The sequence below is a fragment of the Arthrobacter sp. SPT-J7 genome (genome assembly GCF_059089965.1).
This window is the reverse complement of the sequence record NZ_JBNHFF010000073.1, coordinates 1-13,360: the sequence shown is the minus strand read 5'-3', so window position 1 is coordinate 13,360 and position 13,360 is coordinate 1. Positions and strand designations below refer to the sequence as shown.

Annotated in this window: 12 protein-coding genes; 8 read left to right on the top strand and 4 right to left on the bottom strand. The window is 65.7% G+C overall.

The window, feature by feature from the left end:
• The 8 genes from carB to AC5RWX_RS23345 all read left to right on the top strand — a co-directional run.
• Positions 1–2,731 (top strand): carbamoyl-phosphate synthase large subunit (gene carB / locus AC5RWX_RS23380; protein ID WP_494098686.1); only part of this gene is annotated, 2,731 nt, incomplete at its 5' end.
• Positions 2,724–3,584, top strand: coding sequence for an orotidine-5'-phosphate decarboxylase (gene pyrF / locus AC5RWX_RS23375; protein WP_494098685.1), 861 nt, complete (start codon positions 2,724–2,726; stop codon positions 3,582–3,584). The genes carB and pyrF, both read left to right, overlap by 8 nt.
• A gap of 111 nt (positions 3,585–3,695) precedes the next feature.
• The gene (gene mihF, locus AC5RWX_RS23370) at positions 3,696–4,013 is read left to right on the top strand and encodes an integration host factor, actinobacterial type (RefSeq protein WP_494098684.1); all 318 of its coding nucleotides are present in this window, start codon (positions 3,696–3,698) and stop codon (positions 4,011–4,013) included.
• Between the two features lie 43 nt (positions 4,014–4,056).
• Positions 4,057–4,653, top strand: a complete 597-nt coding sequence (gmk, locus tag AC5RWX_RS23365) for a guanylate kinase (RefSeq protein ID WP_494098683.1) — start codon at positions 4,057–4,059, stop codon at positions 4,651–4,653.
• Positions 4,654–4,668: 15 nt separating this feature from the next.
• Positions 4,669–4,929, top strand: coding sequence for a DNA-directed RNA polymerase subunit omega (gene rpoZ / locus AC5RWX_RS23360; RefSeq protein WP_003800778.1), 261 nt, complete (start codon positions 4,669–4,671; stop codon positions 4,927–4,929).
• Between the two features lie 34 nt (positions 4,930–4,963).
• Entirely contained in the window at positions 4,964–6,205 is a 1,242-nt protein-coding gene (gene coaBC, locus AC5RWX_RS23355; RefSeq protein WP_494098682.1) for a bifunctional phosphopantothenoylcysteine decarboxylase/phosphopantothenate--cysteine ligase CoaBC, read from the top strand.
• Between the two features lie 87 nt (positions 6,206–6,292).
• Positions 6,293–7,528 carry a methionine adenosyltransferase gene (metK, locus tag AC5RWX_RS23350; protein ID WP_494098681.1) on the top strand — a complete coding sequence of 412 codons (1,236 nt, stop codon included), beginning with the start codon at positions 6,293–6,295 and terminating at the stop codon, positions 7,526–7,528.
• Positions 7,529–7,629: 101 nt separating this feature from the next.
• On the top strand, positions 7,630–9,765 hold the full coding sequence (locus AC5RWX_RS23345; protein WP_494098680.1) for a primosomal protein N': 2,136 nt from the start codon (positions 7,630–7,632) through the stop codon (positions 9,763–9,765).
• Positions 9,766–9,788: 23 nt separating this feature from the next.
• On the opposite strand, the gene AC5RWX_RS23340 is transcribed toward AC5RWX_RS23345, so the two are convergent.
• The 4 genes from AC5RWX_RS23340 to AC5RWX_RS23325 all read right to left on the bottom strand — a co-directional run.
• The gene (locus tag AC5RWX_RS23340) at positions 9,789–10,889 is read right to left on the bottom strand and encodes a glycosyltransferase family 4 protein (RefSeq protein WP_494098679.1); all 1,101 of its coding nucleotides are present in this window, start codon (positions 10,887–10,889) and stop codon (positions 9,789–9,791) included.
• Positions 10,886–11,815 carry an alpha/beta fold hydrolase gene (locus AC5RWX_RS23335; RefSeq protein ID WP_494098678.1) on the bottom strand — a complete coding sequence of 310 codons (930 nt, stop codon included), beginning with the start codon at positions 11,813–11,815 and terminating at the stop codon, positions 10,886–10,888. Before AC5RWX_RS23335 ends, AC5RWX_RS23340 begins: the two co-directional genes overlap by 4 nt.
• A 7-nt stretch (positions 11,816–11,822) precedes the next feature.
• The gene (locus AC5RWX_RS23330; RefSeq protein WP_494098677.1) at positions 11,823–12,692 is read right to left on the bottom strand and encodes an aldo/keto reductase; all 870 of its coding nucleotides are present in this window, start codon (positions 12,690–12,692) and stop codon (positions 11,823–11,825) included.
• 10 nt (positions 12,693–12,702) lie between these two features.
• Positions 12,703–13,360 (bottom strand): sugar-binding transcriptional regulator (locus AC5RWX_RS23325; protein ID WP_494098676.1); only part of this gene is annotated, 658 nt, incomplete at its 5' end.

Below are 13,360 nucleotides of genomic sequence, written 5' to 3'. Positions count from 1 at the left end.
CCTGCAGTACAGCCCCACCAGCGAAGTGCTGCTCGAAGAGAGCATCCTCGGCTGGAAGGAATACGAGCTCGAAATGATGCGGGACAAGAACGACAACGTCGTGGTGGTCTGCTCCATCGAGAACTTCGATCCTGTCGGCGTCCACACCGGCGACTCCATCACCGTGGCGCCCGCCCTCACCCTGACGGACCGCGAATACCAGCGGCTGCGCGACATCTCCATCGCCGTGATCCGCGAAGTGGGCGTTGACACCGGCGGCTGCAACATCCAGTTCGCCATCGACCCCGCCACCGGCCGCGTGGTGGTTATCGAGATGAACCCTCGCGTGTCCCGTTCCTCGGCCCTGGCGTCCAAGGCAACCGGCTTCGCCATCGCCAAGATCGCCACGAAGCTCTCCCTGGGTTACACCCTTGATGAGATCCCCAACGACATCACCCAGAAGACCCCGGCGTCCTTCGAACCCACCCTCGACTACGTCGTGGTCAAGGTTCCGCGCTTCGCGTTCGAGAAGTTCCCGGCCGCGGACAACACCCTGACCACCACCATGAAGTCGGTGGGCGAGGCCATGGCCATGGGACGCAACTTCACCGAGGCCCTGCAGAAGGCGCTCCGGTCGCTGGAGCAGAAGGGTTCCCAGCTGGACTTCAGCCCCGTTCCCGAATGGGAAGTGGCCGAGCTCATCGAAAAGTCGAAGCGCCCGACGACGGACCGGCTGCACCAGGTCCAGCGCGCCCTCCTGGGCGGCGCCAGCGTGGAGGACCTCTTCGAGGCAACCAAGATCGACCCCTGGTTCCTGGACCAGCTCCAGTTGCTCAACGAGATCTCCCACGAGATCCGCCAGGCGGGTGCACTGACGGCTGACATGCTGCAGCGGGCCAAGCGCCACGGCTTCTCCGATGAGCAGATCGGCGCCCTCACCCACAACTCCGAGGCCGTGGTCCGCGGCGTCCGCCAGGCGCTGGGCATCCGTCCCGTCTACAAGACCGTGGACACCTGCGCTGCGGAGTTCGCGGCCTACACCCCGTACCACTACTCCGCCTACGACGAGGAGGACGAGGTGGAGCTGCACTCCAAACCGTCCATCCTGATCCTGGGTTCCGGCCCCAACCGCATCGGCCAGGGCATCGAGTTCGACTACTCGTGTGTCCACGCTTCGATGGCGCTGCGCAAGGCCGGCTACGAGACGGTCATGGTCAACTGCAACCCCGAAACCGTCTCCACCGACTACGACATCTCCACCCGCCTGTACTTCGAGCCGCTGACGCTTGAGGACGTGCTGGAGGTCATTGCCGCGGAGGAACGCACCGGCGGCGTGATGGGCGTCTTCGTCCAGCTCGGCGGCCAGACCCCCCTCAAGCTGGCCCAGCAGTTGGCGGATGCGGGCGTGCCCATCCTTGGCACCTCTCCGGAAGCCATCGACCTCGCCGAGCACCGCGGCGCGTTCTCACGGGTCCTGGACAAAGCCGGCCTGATTTCCCCGAAGAACGGCACCGCAGTGTCCTTCGAGGACGCCAAAAAGATCGCGGACGAGATTGGCTACCCGGTACTGGTCCGCCCGTCCTACGTCCTCGGCGGCCGAGGCATGGAGATCGTCTACGACGAGCCCAACCTGTCCCGCTACATCGCCAACGCCACGGAAATCACCCCCGACCACCCGGTGCTGATCGACCGCTTCCTGGAGGACGCCGTCGAAATCGACGTCGATGCCCTCTTCGACGGCACGGACATGTACCTGGGCGGCATCATGGAGCACATCGAGGAAGCCGGCATCCACTCCGGCGACTCCGCGTGTGTCCTGCCGCCCATCACCCTGGGCACCAACGTCCTGGAGCGGGTCCGGACGGCAACCCGCGCCATCGCTGAAGGCGTCGGCGTCCGCGGCCTCATCAACATCCAGTTCGCCCTGGCCTCCGACGTCCTGTACGTCCTCGAAGCCAACCCCCGCGCCTCCCGGACGGTGCCGTTTGTGTCCAAGGCCACCGGCGTGCAGATGGCCAAGGCAGCTGCCCTCATCGGCACCGGCGTCACCATCGGGCAACTCCGCAGTGCCTACAAGATGCTGCCCGAGACCGGCGACGGGTCAACCCTTCCCCTCGACGCCCCGGTGGCCGTCAAGGAGGCAGTCCTGCCGTTCAGCCGCTTCCGCACCCTTGAGGGCAAGGTGGTTGATTCTTTGCTTGGACCCGAAATGCGCTCCACCGGAGAGGTCATGGGCATCGACAAGCACTTCGATACGGCGTTCGCCAAGAGCCAGGCGGCGGCAAACAACGCCCTGCCTACCGAAGGCAAGATCTTCGTCTCGGTGGCCAACCGCGACAAGCGCTCGGTCATCATGGGCGTCAAGCGGCTTTCAGACCTCGGCTTCGAGATCGTCTCCACTGGCGGCACCGCCGATGTGCTGCGCCGCAACGGGATCCAGGCCACGCCGGTCCGCAAGGTGGCGGAAGGCAGCAGCGCCGAAGGCGAAGGCACCATCGCCGACCTCGTGATCGCAGGCGAGATCGACATGGTCTTCAACACCCCGTCCGGCGGCGAAGCCCGGAGCGACGGCTATGAACTCCGTGCGGCTGCCACGTCCATCGGCATCCCCTGCATCACGACGGTGGCCGAGTTCAATGCAGCCGTCCAGGCCATCGAGGCGATGCGCACCTACGAATGGTCGGTCACCAGCCTGCAGGAGCACGCCGCTGCGCTTGCCGAGTCCCAGAAGGCGGCCCTGCAGCATGCCTGAGCAGGTACCCGGCACCAGCCGGGAGCCCTTCGGCTCCCGGCTTGGTGCCGCCATGGCCACCCGCGGCCCGCTGTGTGTCGGCATTGACCCGCACCCTTCCCTGCTGGCCGGCTGGGGGCTGAAGGACGATGTCGAGGGCCTCCGCTCGTTTTCCCTGACAGTCCTGGAGTCAGTCGCCTCCCTCGCTGCCGCGGTCAAGCCGCAGGTGGCGCTCTACGAGCGCCACGGTTCCGCGGGACTGGCTGTCCTCGAGGAAGTACTTGCCGTTGCCAGGGACGAGGCTGTGCTCACCATTGCCGACGCAAAGCGCGGGGACATCGGATCCACCATGGCGGCCTACGCCGACGCGTGGCTCCGCGACGGTTCCCCGCTGGCTGCGGACTCGGTCACGCTGAGCCCATACCTTGGCTTCGAGTCGTTGCGTCCGGCCCTCGATCTGGCAGCCGGGACGGGGCGTGGCGTTTTTGTCCTGGCCCTGACCTCCAACCCCGAAGGAGCCTCGGTACAGCACGTCGGGGGAGCGGACTCCGTGGCGCGCCGGATTGCCTTGGCGGCAGGAAGGGAGAACCGCCGTTACCCCGGGGAGCTTGGTTCGGTGGGCCTGGTAGTCGGTGCAACCGTTGGTTCGGCCCTTTCAGACCTTGATATGGACCTCGCCGCCCTGCGCGGACCCATCCTGGCGCCGGGCCTGGGAGCACAGGGGGCCACTCCGGCCGATCTGCGGGCCACCTTCCGCAGCGCCTACCCGCAGGTGCTGGGAACGTCCAGCAGGGACATTCTTTCTGCCGGACCACAGCCGCGCGCATTGCGGGAGGCCGCCCAGCGGACCCTTGGCGGGCTGCGGGGCGAATAGCTGCCCGTTTCCCCCGACGCATTGATTCGGGCAGCACCAAAGGGTATTTTCAGGACATGTCCAAGGGCGGCCGCCCCTGGACGTATCCACCCAGATCCGGGGGTGTCCACCATGGTGCTGCGACCCTTATCCGCGTCCGAACGAACTGATGCCTTGAACAAGGCGGCGGCAGCCAGGGCCACCCGCGCGGCGGCCAAGGAAAGCCTCAAGAACGGTGAGAGTTCCGCAGCCGACATCATCAATTCGGCGCTGGAGGACGAAGCCATGGCCCGCATGAAGGTTTCCGAGCTGCTGGAGGCACTGCCTGGCGTGGGCAAGGTCCGTGCCGCCGCCATCATGAAGCAGCTGGGCATCGCGGCTTCCCGGAGGCTCCGGGGCCTCGGCGTCCACCAGCGCCGTGCGCTGGTAGATTTTATAGACGAGAACTAGAGCGGTACCTCCCGCTTTCCCCACATCCGGCACAAAGGAATACGTGAGCAAAAAACCTGGACTGACAGTCCTCGCTGGTCCGACGGCTGTTGGCAAAGGCACCGTGTCCACCTACATCCGGGATAACTACCCCGAGGTCTGGCTTTCTGTCTCAGCCACCACCCGCGCGCCCCGGCCGGGTGAAGTTGATGGAGTCCATTACTTCTTCAAGGGCAAGGAGGAATTCGAGCGGCTTGTCGCCGAGGGCGAGTTCCTTGAGTGGGCAGTAGTCCACGGCCAGAACACGTACGGGACGCTGAAGAGCACCGTGAACCAGGCCATCGCCGAGGGCCGGTCGGTGCTGCTGGAGATCGACCTGCAGGGTGCGCGCCAGGTCAAGGAGGCCGTTCCGGACGCCCAGTTCGTCTTCCTCGCGCCGCCCAGCTGGGACGAAATGGTCCGCCGGCTGGTGGGCCGCGGCACGGAAACACCTGAGGAACAGCAGCGCCGGCTGGAAACCGCTAAACTGGAGCTTGCTGCTGAACCGGAGTTCGACCACACCGTCATTAACGACGACGTTCGCCGGGCAGCGGACGAGCTTGTTTCACTCATGGGGCTGACCCCGCATCCGCACGGAACGCCGGAACGGTCAGCCCGCTAGAAATTTGGAGAATTCGTGTCCACGAACCTTGAAGGCATCATCAACCCGCCGATCGACTCGCTGCTCGAGGCAGCGGATTCAAAGTACGGCCTGGTGATCTTCGGTGCCAAGCGTGCTCGTCAGATCAACGCTTACTACGCCCAGCTGCACGAGGGCCTCTTCGAATACGTTGGCCCGCTGGTAGACACCAAGCTGAACGAGAAGTCGCTTTCCATTGCCCTGCGCGAGATCAACGAAGGCAAGCTCGTCTCCACGCCGATCGAAGCCGCAGAGTAAAACTGCCGCCTGACGTGCTGTTGACGGAGGTCACGTGCGCATAGTCCTCGGAGTCGGGGGAGGGATAGCCGCCTACAAGGTGGCATCGCTCCTCCGGCTTTTTACTGAAGCCGGCCATCACGTCACTGTGATCCCCACGGAGGCGGCCACCCGCTTCGTTGGCACCGCCACGTGGGAGGCACTGTCCGGAAACCCTGTCAGCAACAGCGTTTTCGACGACGTCCACCAGGTCAACCATGTCCGCCTGGGCCATGAAGCGGACCTCGTGGTCATCGCTCCGGCCACCGCCGACCTCCTGGCCAAAGCAGCCACCGGACAGGCGGGGGACCTCCTCACCAACACCCTGCTGATGGCCCATGGCCCGGTACTGTTCGCCCCGGCCATGCACACCGAGATGTGGCAGCACGCGGCTACCCGCGCCAACGTGGAAACGTTGCGGAGCCGTGGCGCAGCCGTCCTGGAACCCGCAACCGGCAGGCTGACGGGCTCTGATTCCGGACCGGGCAGGCTGCCCGAGCCCGAGGTGATTTTCGACGCTGCCATGGCCCTGGTTCAGGGGCAGTCGGACTACCAGTTGCCGCTGGCGGGACGCACCGTCACTATCAGTGCCGGCGGAACCCGCGAACCGCTGGACCCGGTACGGTTCCTGGGCAACCGGTCCTCCGGCAAGCAGGGAGTGGCGCTTGCGGTTGCCGCCCGGAATGCCGGCGCCACCGTCCGCCTGCTCGCAGCCCACATGGAAGTTCCACCGCCTGCCGGCGTGGAAGTGGTGTCGGTGGAGACTGCCCTGCAGTTGCGGGAGGCGGCGCTGGCAGCAGCAGCGGATTCCGACGTCGTCATCATGTCCGCCGCCGTGGCCGACTTCCGCCCGTCGGAGGTCTCGCACACCAAAATCAAGAAGCGCGACGACAGCGCCGACCCTGTGATCGCACTGGTCCGCAACCCGGACATCCTCCACGAGCTGGTGGAACTCCGGAACAACGGCGGCCACGGCAAGGGGCAGCAGCTGATCGTAGGTTTCGCTGCCGAAACCGGCGACAGCCACGGTGACGTGCTGGCCTACGCCGAAGCTAAACTTCAGCGCAAAGGCTGCGACTTGCTGGTGGTGAACCATGTAGGCGCCGACAAAGTCTTTGGCCAGGACACGAATTCCGTTGTCATCCTGGCCCGGTCCGGCTCACAACCACAGGAGGCGGCCGGAACCAAGACAGAAGTCTCGGCGGCCATCATCAGCCGGATCGGCTTTGATCTGAATCACGTTTCCCCCCGCGCCTGAAGTGTTTCAGGCTTTCGTTCCTTAGCACGAGGACATCTCGTGAGGTCTCCTGCGGGGAGGACGGATCCCAACCAGTAAGGTAGTTGAGTGACTTTACCGCTGCACCTTCCCCAATCCCACTCGGCCACGCCCTCCGCACTCCGGCTCTTCACCTCCGAGTCGGTCACCGAAGGCCACCCGGACAAGATCTGCGACCAGATCAGCGACGCTATTCTTGACGCCCTGCTGGACAAGGACCCGGAATCCCGCGTCGCCGTGGAGACCATGGCCACCACCGGCCTGGTCCACGTGGCCGGTGAGGTCACCACCGATGCCTATGTGGAGATCCCGCAAATCGTCCGCGAGACCATCCTTGGCATCGGCTATGACTCCTCAGCCAACGGATTCGACGGCGCCCGGTGCGGTGTTTCCGTATCCATCGGCCAGCAGTCCAACGACATCGCCGGCGGAGTCTTCAATTCCCTTGAAGCCCGTGAGGGCCGCCAGGAGGACGACTACGACCTCCAGGGCGCAGGCGACCAGGGCCTCATGTTCGGCTATGCGAGTGACGAAACCCCTTCCTACATGCCTACGCCCATCTGGCTCGCACACCGGCTCTCGGAGCGGCTCACCGAAGTCCGCAAGTCCGGGGAACTGCCGTATCTCCGCCCGGATGGCAAGACCCAGGTGACTGTGGGTTACGACAAGGACCTGCCGGTCTCTGTCGAAACTGTGGTCATCTCCAGCCAGCACGCCGACGGCGCGAGCCTGGAACAACTCCGTGCTGACCTTGCCTCCATCGTCATCGGGCCGGTGCTGGCCGGTGCCAACCTGGACATTTCCCGTGCCGCAAACATCCTCAACCCGGCCGGAGAATTCGTCATCGGCGGCCCTGTCGGTGACGCCGGCCTGACCGGGCGGAAGATCATCGTTGACACCTATGGGGGCATGGCACGGCACGGCGGCGGCGCTTTCTCCGGCAAGGACCCGTCCAAGGTGGACCGCTCCGCCGCATACGCCATGCGGTGGGTTGCTAAAAACGTTGTTGCAGCAGGCCTGGCCAAGCGCGCCGAAATCCAGATCGCCTACGCCATTGGCCAGGCGCGGCCCGTTGGCACGTACGTTGAGACGTTCGGCACCGAAACCGTGGACCCGGCCCGCATCAGCGCTGCCATCGCCGAGATCTTTGACCTGCGCCCCCGTGCCATCATTGACGCCCTGGACCTGAAACGGCCCATTTACGCCAAGACTGCGGCCCACGGGCACTTCGGCCGGGACGATCCGGACTTCACCTGGGAGCGCCTGGACCGTGTGGACGACCTGAAGGCGTTCTTTAACGCCTAGCGGTGGTCCTGGCTGGACAGGATGCCGCTACCTGTGGAATGTCCGTGCCTGCTGGTTTACTGACCAGGTCCACCCGGTGATGCTGAACGGAGGTAGCCAAAGTGGTTGCTGACGATTCCACGCAGCCCTTGCTGGATCTGCCGGCCGCGGTGCAGCCGTCCCTGCTGCAAGGTTTCCCTTCCCGCAGGCAACAGGCGGGCGGCCTGCAGTTTACGGACCACCTTCCGGTGGCCAGGGTGCTGGTGGAATCCTCTTTACCCCACCTGGACCGGCCTTTTGACTATGGTGTTCCTGCCGGGCTCGATGAGGACGCGCAGCCCGGCGTCAGGGTCAAGGTCAAGTTCAACGGCCAGGATCTCAACGGGTTCATTATGGAACGGGCAGCGGAGTCCGACGCCGGCCACACCCTGGTGCCGCTGGCGAAAGTAGTGTCTCCGGTTCCCGTCCTGACGCCCGAGGTCCGCGACCTGGTCACCGCTGTAGCCTCCCGCTACGCGGGAACCGTCAGCGACGTCCTCCGGGTTGCCGTCCCGCCGCGGGTAGCCCGGCTGGAGAAGACCTATCCGGCGTGCGCGGAAACGCCGGTTGGGGAGGCAGCTGAAACCACCGCGACCGGCGATCCCGCAACCGCGGACACTGCATGGGCAAGCTTCCGGAACGGTCCAGCCTTTCTGCGCCACCTCAAAGACCGCGGTTCACCACGGGCGGTCCTGAATCCCCTGCAAGGCTACGGACCCGCTGGCTGGCCGCAGCTGCTGGCCCAGGCCATTGCCGCAACCCATGCGTCGGGCCGGGGAGCTGTGGCGGTGGTCCCGGACAACCGGGACCTGGACCGGCTCGACGAGGCGTTAAGAGCGCTGTTACCGGACCATGCCGTAGCCCGCCTGACCGCAGAGGACGGGCCCACGCCCCGTTACCAGAACTTCCTGCGGCTCCTCGCCGGAACCGCCCGCGTTGCCATCGGGACGAGGTCGGCTGCCTATGCTCCAGTTAAGGACCTGGGGCTCGTCGTGTGCTGGGACGACGGCGACGACCTCCACCTCGAGCAGCGTGCGCCCTACGCCCACGCCCGCGAAGTCCTGCTCCTGCGCGCTGAACAGTCCGGCGCTGCCTGCCTTTTGGCCGGGCATGCGCGCAGCACGGAGGTACAACGGCTCGCCGAAACAGGCTGGGTCCTGCCCGTGGAAGCGGACCGGACGCTGGTGCGCCGCACCGTCCCCCGCGTAGTGAACACCGCGGACAGCTTCGAACAGGAGCGGGATCCGCTGGCACGGATCGCCCGCCTTCCCGGCACTGCCTGGCGGGCCGCCAAGGAAGGCCTCGAGCGGGGACCGGTTCTGGTCCAAGTGGCCCGCGCCGGCTACGCCCCGTCGCTGGTGTGTGACAACTGCCGGGAGCCGGCACGCTGTGCTGCCTGCCAGGGTCCGTTGGCCGTAGCCGGCGCCAGTGGCACCTCGGCCCTGCCACAATGCCGATGGTGCTCCACTCCGGCGCCTGACTGGCACTGTACGCACTGCGGCGCCCGCAAGCTCCGCAGGGGTGCAACAGGCGTGATCCGGACGGCCGAGGAGTTGGGGCGGGCCTTTCCCGGTAAAGCGGTCATCACGTCTTCCGGTGACCAGGTCCGGCCGCATGTAACCAACGGCAAGGCATTGGTGGTGGCTACGGTTGGAGCCGAACCCGTGGCAGAAGGGGGATATGCTGCCGCCTTGCTGCTGGACGGTGATTCCCTGCTGCGCCGCGAGTCGCTGCGGGCCAGTGAGGACACCGTGCGTCGCTGGTTCAATGCATGCGCCCTGGTCAGGCCTTCGTCCGAGGGAGGCGTCGTGGTGGTTACCGCAGCGGACACCGGAGGTGTGGGGGCGCTGCTGAGGTGGGACCCTGCAGGTTACGCCCAACGCGAGCTCTCCCTCCGGGCCGAACTGCAGCTTCCACCGGCGGTGCGCATCGCCTCGATCACCGGACCCCGGGCCGCCGTCGAGCATTTCTCGGGTGCAGTGGCAGCGCAACTGGAACACGCCGGCATCCGCCTCCGTACTGCAGGCCCGGCGCCACTCATTCTCAGCGGTCCGCCTTCTTCCCGCCGCTCGGCCGAGGACGTCCGGACCCTCCTGTTCTTCCCCTACGCACAGGCCGCCGCGGTGACCCGGGTCCTGCGCGCAACCCGCTCTGCGACGGCCGCAAAGCGGAGCGCGGAACCGGTCCAACTGCGCCTGGACGGAGTGGACGTACTGTAGCGGAGCCTGCCGTCGGGGAACTGCTACAGCTTGCCGCGGCGTCGTGGCATCCTGCGGCGTTGGGCGGCGATGCCGTGCGCCACATCCACCAGCTGGCGGGCGGATTTCTCCCAGCTGAACTCCCCGGCACGGGCAACTGAGCGCCGTGACGTTTCTTCCCACCGCTCCCGGTCCTGCAGCTTCTTCACAGCGGCGGCAAACTGCTGGGGCGACTCCGGCTCAACATAGCTGGCGACGTCGCCGCCTACTTCCCGGAAAATGGGAATGTCACTTGCAATGACCGGCGTGCCCAGCGCCATGGCCTCGACCAGCGGCAGGCCGTACCCTTCTGCCCGGGAAAGGCTTACCAGCGCGGTGGCTGTTTTCAGGAACGTGGCGTATTCCTCGTCAGTCACGCCGTTGTGGAACTCCACTTTCGCTCCGGCGGGGATGAGCTTCTCCAGTTCGGCGCGCCGCTGCGGGGTGATCCGGCTGAGCAGGTGAAGGGTAAAGCCGGGCAGTTCAGCCATTCCGGCCACCATGGTTTCCACATTCTTGTAAGGCATAAAGGAGCCCATGTACACGAGGGAAGGTTCGGCGCCTGCTTCGGGGATACGCGGTTCCTGGGCAGGCTGCGGAGCGTTGCTGATGATCCTGACGGGCCGGCGCGTCAGCCGGTACTTGGCTATCAGGGCCTCGGTGGTCCGGCTGATGGTGGCTATGACGTCGGCCCGGTTGAGAAGGAGCCGCTGTGGCCAGTACGCCTTGTGGTAAAGGCGCCAGAGCAGCCGCACCGGGGCCGGCAGGAATCCCGGGGGCGCTGGGTGCTCGTAGTAGATGAGGTCATGCAGGGTCAGCACCAGGCCGTAGTTCCGGCCCAGGGTGCCCATCGTCTGCATCGGGCAAACCACCACATCCGCCCCGAGCGGGTTGACCTTTCGGGCAACGAACAGTTCCGCGGGGGACAGGGGACTGTTGATCAGCGTGTACGGCACATCCGGCAGCAGGGCCAGCTGGCGGAGGTCCGAGATCAGCATCGAAACGTCGGCGATCATGGAGGTCGCCGCGATCAGGCTCGCACCGTAGCGGCTGATGCCGTCGTGGTGGTCGGTCCTGGTGAACCGGGCATCGATGACAATCTTCACGCGGCGTGGTCCTTAAGGAAGCTGCGGATGTAGCGGGCGGCAGGCTCCGGCCTTTCGTAATGGATCAGATGGCCAACATCCGGAATGACCCGGAGTTCGCCGTCCGGCAGCAGTTTGACGAGCCGGTGCTGGTCCGGAAGCGCGGCGATTTCATCCTTTTCCCCGGCGATCAGCAGCACCGGAAGGGCCAGGCTACCGGCCACCTCGGCCACGTGGCTGCTGACGGAGGCAGTGAACGATTCGAGGAGGCTGTCACGGCTGGCGAAGGCACTGAAGTACGCGTGGTGCTGGCTGTGGATGAAGCGCCGCAGGTCCCGGTCGCTTGTCTTGGCCATGGCCTCGCTCATCACGCGGACAATGAGCGGGCTGCGCAGCAGTGCCAGCCCCAGCGGACGGGGCAGGCGGGCGGCTGCGCGGTAGTACAGCACCGCCAGCCTGGTCATCACGCCCTTGGGGCCCTCGAGCGCAGGCGCGGCGATGGGGTTGATGAGGATCAGGGGATCTACGGCGCCGGGATGGGCGGCCGCGAAATGGGCTGCAATGATGGACCCGAACGAGTGCCCCAGGAGAACTGTATCCGGCCCCAGACCCAGGGCGGCCATGAATTCCGTGATGAAGGCGCCGTAGCCGTGAACGGTGTGTCCTCCTGGGGGGAAGGCTTCCGAGCTGCCGAAGCCAGGCAGGTCGGGCATGATGATGCGCATTTCGGGAAGCTGGTCGGCCACCCGAAGGAGCCCGTGGTGGTCGCCGCGGAACCCGTGGATCACCAGGATGGTCCGGGTCTCAGCGGTTTCGAGCAGGGGTTCGTACGTCCAGAAAGAGACCCGGCCGCCGGCCAGCTGCAGGGAGGAGGCGTGGGTACGGCCGGCCAGGTCCGCGCTGATGAAGGCGGGCGCCGTGGACTGCCCGCGGTGTGCTGTTTTCATGGGAGTCCTAATTGACGTTGTCCGGGTGGGAACCGGTGCGGTGTCCCCGGTCCAGGCCGGCGAGCGCCTCCATGTCCCGGGCTGAGAGCTCAAAGCCGAAGACGTTCAGGTTCTCGCGGATGCGCGCCTCCGTGCTTGCCTTGGGGATGGCGATGTTCCCCAGTTGTATGTGCCAGCGGAGGATGATCTGCGCCGGCGTCCTGCCGTGTTCGGCGGCGCAGGCCTGGACGACGGGGTCCGCCAGCACATGTCCGCGCCCAAGGGGACTCCAGGCTTCGGTCCTGATCCCGAGGTCATCATGGATTTTCCGCAGCTCCAGCTGCTGGAGCCAAGGGTGCAGCTCGATCTGGTTGACCGCAGGGGTGACCTCTGCGGTCTGCATCAGCCGGTCCAGGTGGGCGGGCTGGAAGTTGCTGACGCCGATGGCCCGCACTTTTCCTTCCCGGTAGAGCGTCTCCATGGCCCGGTAGGTTTCCGGAAACAGTCCACGCCGGGGGCAGGGCCAGTGGATGAGGTACAAGTCCACGTAGTCCAGGCCCAGGTTGACCATTGAGGTGTCGAAGGCACGCAGGGTGGCGTCGTAGCCGTGGTGGTCGTTCCATACTTTGGTGGTAACGAAGATGTCCGCCCTGGCGGGTGCCGGGAACAGTTCACCGGAGCCTCCGCTGCCTGCCTGCGTACCGAGCTGGGAACTGATCCCGCGGGCAACTCCCTGCTCATTGCCGTACATGGCGGCGGTGTCGAAGTGGCGGTATCCGGACCCAAGGGCCACGGCTACAAGGCCGGCCGCATCGGATGGCGGCACCTTGTACAGGCCGTAGCCCAGCTGGTCGATCAGCACGCCGTTGTTCAGGCTCAGCCGCGGGGAGATCCTCATAGCCATGACTCTACCTACTCGCCACGGCGAGGCCCTCCATGCCCACCAGGCGGCGAGCGGTGGCCTCGTCGAGGATCAGGTCCGTAGCCAGGCGGGCCGCCAGGGCACCCTTGAGCCCGTTGATCTTGGACACGCCCGAAACCACGCAGATCCTACGCCGGACCTGGCGAAGTTCCGTGAGGGCCGGGCCTGTGGACCGTTCGTTCAGGACGATCCCGTCTGAGGAACCGTCCGCTCGGAAGAACACCGTTGCAACGTCACCCACAACATCGGACGTTGCCAGGATGTTAAGGTCGCTCTCATCCAGGTAGCCGCCGGCATAAACATGGCTGGGGTAATCGGCGTCCACGGATCCGACGCCAAAGATTGCGATGCTCATCTTTGCCTGAAGTTCAAGGATCCGCTGGACGCTGCGTTCATTCCACATGGCAGTTTTGGTGGCTGCGTGGTCGAAAAAGGCGGGAACGGGGAATTGTTCCACCCGCGCGCCGTAGGCACTGCCGAAGCGGCGCATGATGTCACTGGCGTAGGTGATGCCCGTCGTGTGCATATTGCCGGCGCCGTTCAACTGCACCACCACGCTGTCGTGGGTAATTTTCCTTGTCAGGTGCCGGCTGACGGCGCTGAGGGTGGACCCCCACGCCACACCGATGATCGCATTGGAATCC